1 protein-coding gene is annotated in these 395 nt (G+C 73.4%); it reads left to right on the top strand.

Annotated features, from left to right (window positions below; all coding sequences use genetic code 11):
- Nucleotides 1–336 (top strand): transposase (locus ACLBYB_RS32820; RefSeq protein WP_447701382.1); only part of this gene is annotated, 336 nt, incomplete at its 5' end.
- Nucleotides 337–395: the final 59 nt, after the last annotated feature.

The raw sequence follows: 395 nt of genomic DNA, 5'->3' as shown, positions 1-395 counted from the left end.
GGGCGGCCGCGGGTCATGACCTTGTCGGCCGCGGAGTTCATCCGACGCTTCCTGCTCCATGTCTTGCCGCGCGGCTTCCTCCGCATCCGGCACTACGGCTTTCTCACGGGCTCGAACCGGACGGCAGGCCTGGACCGCATCCGCGCGGTCCTCGGCGTCCCGGCCCCGCCGCGGCCCAGCGCCGACGCACCCGATCCGCAAGACTGCCCCGGCCAGGCCCAGCCACCTTGCCCCTGCTGCGGCGGTCCCATGACGATCGTCGGGTCCTTCGCGGGCTGGCATCAGCCCCGTGGGCCGCCGTTCCGCTCCACGTCGCACCGGGCAGGTTCGCCATGACCCGGCATGACCTGACGCCGCCAACCACCCGAGGAACCGCGCCGCGGGGCATGCCTCAC

The organism is Methylobacterium sp. D54C (assembly GCF_053345595.1).
The sequence above is the reverse complement of the archived record's forward strand: the minus strand, read 5'-3'. Positions and strand labels throughout refer to the sequence as shown.